Source organism: Exiguobacterium sp. 17-1 (genome assembly GCF_023096305.1).
In the GTDB taxonomy this organism is placed as follows: Bacteria; Bacillota; Bacilli; order Exiguobacteriales; family Exiguobacteriaceae; genus Exiguobacterium_A; species Exiguobacterium_A sibiricum_A.
In genome coordinates this window covers 1-5,499 of the sequence record NZ_JALIGJ010000010.1, presented here as the reverse complement: position 1 = coordinate 5,499, position 5,499 = coordinate 1, and the positions used below count along the sequence as shown (strand labels likewise).

The 5,499-nt window shown below is 35.1% G+C and carries 4 protein-coding genes; all 4 read right to left on the bottom strand.

Going from position 1 to position 5,499, the window contains the following annotated elements; translation table 11 throughout:
• Positions 1 to 909 precede the first annotated feature (909 nt).
• Positions 910 to 1,095, bottom strand: a complete 186-nt coding sequence (locus MUN34_RS15725; RefSeq protein ID WP_247858261.1) for a hypothetical protein — start codon at positions 1,093 to 1,095, stop codon at positions 910 to 912.
• 481 nt (positions 1,096 to 1,576) lie between these two features.
• Positions 1,577 to 2,191, bottom strand: coding sequence for a winged helix-turn-helix transcriptional regulator (locus tag MUN34_RS15720; protein ID WP_247858259.1), 615 nt, complete (start codon positions 2,189 to 2,191; stop codon positions 1,577 to 1,579).
• A 200-nt stretch (positions 2,192 to 2,391) separates the two neighbouring features.
• Complete coding sequence (mobV, locus tag MUN34_RS15715) at positions 2,392 to 3,948, bottom strand: MobV family relaxase (RefSeq protein WP_247858258.1); 1,557 nt, start codon at positions 3,946 to 3,948, stop codon at positions 2,392 to 2,394.
• Positions 3,897 to 4,745, bottom strand: a complete 849-nt coding sequence (locus MUN34_RS15710; RefSeq protein ID WP_247858256.1) for a hypothetical protein — start codon at positions 4,743 to 4,745, stop codon at positions 3,897 to 3,899. The genes mobV and MUN34_RS15710 overlap by 52 nt, the downstream gene beginning before the upstream one ends.
• Between the last annotated feature and the right edge of the window lie 754 nt (positions 4,746 to 5,499).

Sequence of the window (5,499 nt, the reverse complement as noted above, 5' to 3'; positions counted from 1 at the left end):
TTTTTTTTTACTCATGCTTTTTTATGCTTATGTAGTTTTATGCTTATGCTTTTTTTATGCTTATGCTTTTTTGAAGATGAATTTCATTCTTTCAAAAGGTAACTTGCCGATCACTTTTTATTCCGCACAAGAATTGACTCCGAGCCTCTGTTCCCCCGAACCCCCTAACCCAACGTCTCCGAGTTGCTTCGCCCCTCTGGGAGCCACTTGGGTGAGTGTGATCGGGGGAACCTCTCGGAGTAAACTCTTGCTTACGGCATAAATCATTCTCTAGATATTTATCTCAACTTTAAAAATCATTCTTTTCCTAACTGATAAAACTTTCATACAGTTGAAAGCAAGCTAAGTAATATATTCGAAGAGCTGCTCGTTGTAAAGGATAAAAATAAATGATAAATTGAAAGCGTGGAATACCACGTAAAAAAACAACGGCAAGAAGCCGAGACGCGGGAACGTCTCAGCTTCTATCAGAACGCTGCGGTTAATTAAAACGTGGATTGAATTGAGCCTTTTCCGACGTAATGTTGGTTAAGGTTTTTTTTTGTTAGATCCGCTGCCGGTTGTTCGAATTAGTGCCACGATCGTAATGATTGTTGCGAGATCAAGTGGGATTTCGAAAACTATCTGCATCGGCGATCACCATCTTTCATGGTCAGACATGTTAGTGTCAATGCCGCGTTCTGATCGCCTGCATATAGTATATAACGAAACCTAACTAAACAAAAAGTTTCCCGTTACATTTTGTATCTTTGTAAATGTAAACACTCGTAAAAATCCCTTTAACAGTAGCGTTTTTACGAGTGTTTACATTCCGGCAATGCAAAAATCCCTTGGATATAAGTAGTGTCGTTTCCATCTGACTGATGATTCATATGTTAATGCTACACCTAATCATGAACTTGCAATTTTTTATTCTGATTCAAACCAATCCCGATGCGAAGGGTTGTCACAATCGATTAAAATTTTTCCTTTTTGATCAACTTTAAGTGTTTCAACTTTCATTACAAGACCTTCAACGACTTGAAGATATTTTAATTTTTCGATGGCAACCCACTTTTCTCGATCGTAATTTCCTGAATTCAAGTCCACTTTCATAAAACCGCCTCCTGACTGTGTCTGAAACGCTCATATTTCGATTTTAAGACCCTTCGCTGCGTGTTGATAGTACTTTTACGGCTCAAGCCGCAAATACCTTTAAAATCAATTTTAAAGAGCAATCGAGATACTAAAACCTTCGTAAAGATAGAGAATGAAAATATTCGACAGGCTCATGTGTACTGGAAGATCGGTGGAGGTTCTTGAGCGAAGCGATAGATACGTCCGGCGGTCTGACAGTCTGACAAACGAAATGAAGGCGTAAACGCCGAAATGAGTGCGTTCAGTTCTTTTTAATTTGTGTTTTATGACATACAGATTAGCTATAAAAAAGACTATAAGTAAGAGAGTGAGAGTAAATGAACTAATAAATGGTTTGAAAACGTTGATATAGAGCCGTTTTTAAGGGATTTCATAGTTATAAAATATTATAAGTTTAGTTATAATATTTTATAACTATGAAATCCTAAAAAAGTAGCCCTTAAAAAAGGGCTACTGGAAAATCTTTTAGTTTGATTTTTTCTTGTATAAACAAGGTTTTTAAAGTTACTTCTACGTTATCTCGTTCACCACTATAAATAAGATTAGGATTTAAAAACAATGCGTAAGTACGAGCATTTACGCCTTCTTTTTTATGTCCTTCTGCTTTTACAATGATGCCTTTATTCGTTAAACTTTTAACAATTTTACTAACTTGTGAGCTGTAAGTATTTAAACGTTCTGCAATTTGTTTTTGAGTCATTGGAACCGCAGATCTTGAATGAATATCATCAACAATGCAGTTACTTTTAAATTGTAAAAACCTTTGTATTCTAAGAAGAAATAACATTTCTTCGTCAGTGAAATACGAATTTTCAAGGGCATAATTCCAATTATCTTGAATGAATTGAGCAAATTTAATTTTAGATTGCGTGGAACGTTTTGTAGCAACATAAACGTTTTTCCCAGCAGTCGCTTGATTCAATGTATTCAAAGCCTTTTCTAATTCTTGTTCATCAATACCATTGTGTTTTTCTTTAAAGTCTTCTTTTTGATTCTCAAAATCACGTAACCGTGCATTTCTTTCTGCTTCAGTAAAATCAACTTTTTTAGACATATAAAATCTCCTTTTAGGTGGAAGGAGAATCACACTTTGTGCTAAAATGAGATATAATTTAGTAACAACAAAGGTTTTCTCTAAACCACATTTTCTAAAAAAAGTTGCCTATCCGACCAAAGATAAGGGCAGCTTTTTTTCTGTTTACAATTATATCAAACTATCAAACCTTTGGATATAAGAGGTAAAAAACCTAGTATTTAGCGTTCATAATCCATGTCTTTGTTTTTAGAATTACTCATTTCTTTTGTTTCTGCTCTTTCTATTTCAGACGTAAGGACAGTTGCTCGTTTATCAATATCACTTCGATCTACAAGATGTTCTAAATGGATTAAAGTCTCTTTCGGGAATTTCTCAATAAGCCATTCTCTTGTCGCCAAATGAACAGATTTCATTGCGATTGTTATCATATTCTGCAAGCGAGTATTCACCATTTTTTCTGCTTTTTCTTTTAATTCGTTGATGTAATCAAGCAATTCTTTTGTCTTCGATTTGAGGACTGTATTTTCTTTAACAAGCTCATAACGTTCAGCTTCAATCTGTTGTTTATCCTGTTTCAACTTTTTGTTTTCGTTCTCTAGGTTATAGTTTGCAATTCCAATTTTATTGAATTCAATTGTCATGTCTCGTAATTCTAAACCAGTAGCTATCAATTCACTTTCGACTTGTTTCTTACTTGTCTGAAGCTTTTTAAACTCTATTTTATGTTCTTGTTGCAACTGTATTGTTTTTTCTTCCAAGCGTTCTTCTAGTTGCTCTTCCAAGCGTTCTTCTACTACCTCATCAACTCCACTTTTATAACGTTCAGCTTGAGCAGATACAATCTCATATTTCTTTTGAAGGTTGCTAATCTTGTCGTCTTTTTGCTCGATTTCTGATTGTAAAACTCTCATTTCTCGCTTGAGTTCTTGATTTTTAAATTCCATTTCGGGAACTACCATCATCGCAAGATCACGCATTCCCTCAAAATCCTCTCGATCTATGACAACTTTGCCCGTTTCCTTACCAAAAATGCTCTTTTGTTCTTCGAATTCGAGACTATCAATCTGTTCTACTTTGCCGAATAACTCTTTTAAGTTCTCTCTTTTGGCTTCCAGTAGCTTCGTTTCACCTTGAATCGTTTCCCGCTGCCGTTCGGCTATGAGGACTGCTTCTTGAGATTTGAGGACCTTATATGTGGCCGTATCAATGTGTTGAGCCTTAGATCCCTCTTTCCCTCGCTCAATCTCGAATCCATGCTGCTTTAAATGTTCAGGAAGAAGAGTTTGTATTGCCTTCAATTCAATACGATTAAATACATTTTTGCTTTGAAGCTTTCCACTTTTCATGGGTACAATCGCGATATGAGCATGAGCGCCAGCACCCTTTAATTCATCAAAATGGGCCACTGAATAAAGAACGTTTTGTTCTGTATATCGCTCTTTAAAGAAATCAGTAGCAACTTTGAAGAAACGTTCTTTTTCTGATTGATCCATATCCTTAAAGAAATCACGATCGGAACCGACCACGAACTCGTTAAAATAAACGGCGTCTTTTCTTAATGCTCGTTTGCTTTCATTTTGAGACTCGAATGTTTCTTTCCATTTCTCCATGTAACTGATATTTTGGACATTAATATAGTCTCGATTGAGATAGGATAGTGAACCGTTAATATGAGGATTAGTCTTACTTTCTCGTTCTCTTTGATTATGGATTTGATAACCTTTTACATCATTCTTTTTAACCTTTGCCATCCTGCATACAAGTTTCGAAGCCATTCTAATACTCCTCCTTTTACAGCATAAGCATGCCTAAATTTCCTATCAGGATTATCGGATCCAAATAACATACGTAATTCATTCGAATCCTCGACCTTATCCATGAGTGGATGAGTATGGCGGTGTATAACAACTGGAGTAAAAATTCTTTGGAAAAGATTTTGTTTAAAATAAGTATGACCATTAGCTTTGATTTTTATTAATATCAATTCTGTTTCTCTGAACTGGTCATTTAGTCTAGCCAATTCAAAATGTTTTTCTTCATCTGTGCCTATGTAAGGAACAGTTACAACTATTTTCTTTTCTAAAAAGAGTTTTCTTTTTTCAACAGAACCTTTCATATAACTTTGAGCTGTACTAGGGAGCAAGAAATACAGATGCTCATCATAAAACTCTTCGTTTATCTCTCCTTTAACTTTTGATCCATACCCTCTAAAAATCAGAGTAACTTGGGCATTTCCCGATGCTAATTCACCCTTATTCTTTAAAGTAACGTATAGAAATTGAGAGTTTTTATTGTATCTAATCGGATTAGGCAATACTTTTTTCATAGGTAATCCTTTGACAGCATCTATTCTATCCAGTAAAGATATTTTGAATGTTTTATCTAAATCAAAACCTTCTTCTACTAATGAATCTTGTGTTTTAAAACCTGGACTTATAGTCAGCTTTGATTGACTCATTTTACGATTGAATTTAAAAACGACGAAAACCATTATAAAATTCGACAAAGCTACTAAAGCAGAAATAACACCTGAATAATCTTTTAAGACGGACAAAAGATCGATTAGAAACACCCCCTGTATTTGCTTTTGAATTTTGTATAGTATAGCGCACTATACTTTACTTCGTAAAGGTGCGCTCTCCGAGGGTCAAGATTGCCGTCGGATCGACGGTCGCTGGATACAGCGAAAGTTCAAGACCCAATATAAGTGATTGCCTCAATCCTTAGGATTGAGGCAATCACAAAACAAAAAACCTTTAAAAACATAGCCGGCACTACGTGCCTTCTTTTAAAGATTTAAAGATTAAAGATTTCGTCCTTGTTTCACAGGACCGACTCAAAGTCTGAAGGTCTGAAAAGAAGGAGGTGGCGTAGCATGATCATCATCCAAGTATTTATGCTAACGCATTTGCTAATTACTACTTACATCGACAGCACGAAATAAGAAAATCGGTGTCTCATATCGAGACACCGATTTTCTTATTTGTGATTACGTATTGCCATTTCCGTTATTTCTTCGATCAATCCAGTCTTTCAATCTACCAAACAACTCGATAGAACCTAACAAAACAGTAACTAACCACGATCCACATTCCAACGCATTCCAAAAAATCTCCCACATACTACTAATCACTTCCTCACGATAGGATACGAAAGAAAAAAATCTTCTTTACTTACCCCACTCAAAAAGAAACAACAATTTTTTTTTACTCATGCTTTTTTATGCTTATGTAGTTTTATGCTTATGCTTTTTTTATGCTTATGCTTTTTTGAAGATGAATTTCATTCTTTCAAAAGGTAACTTGCCGATCACTTTTTATTCCGCA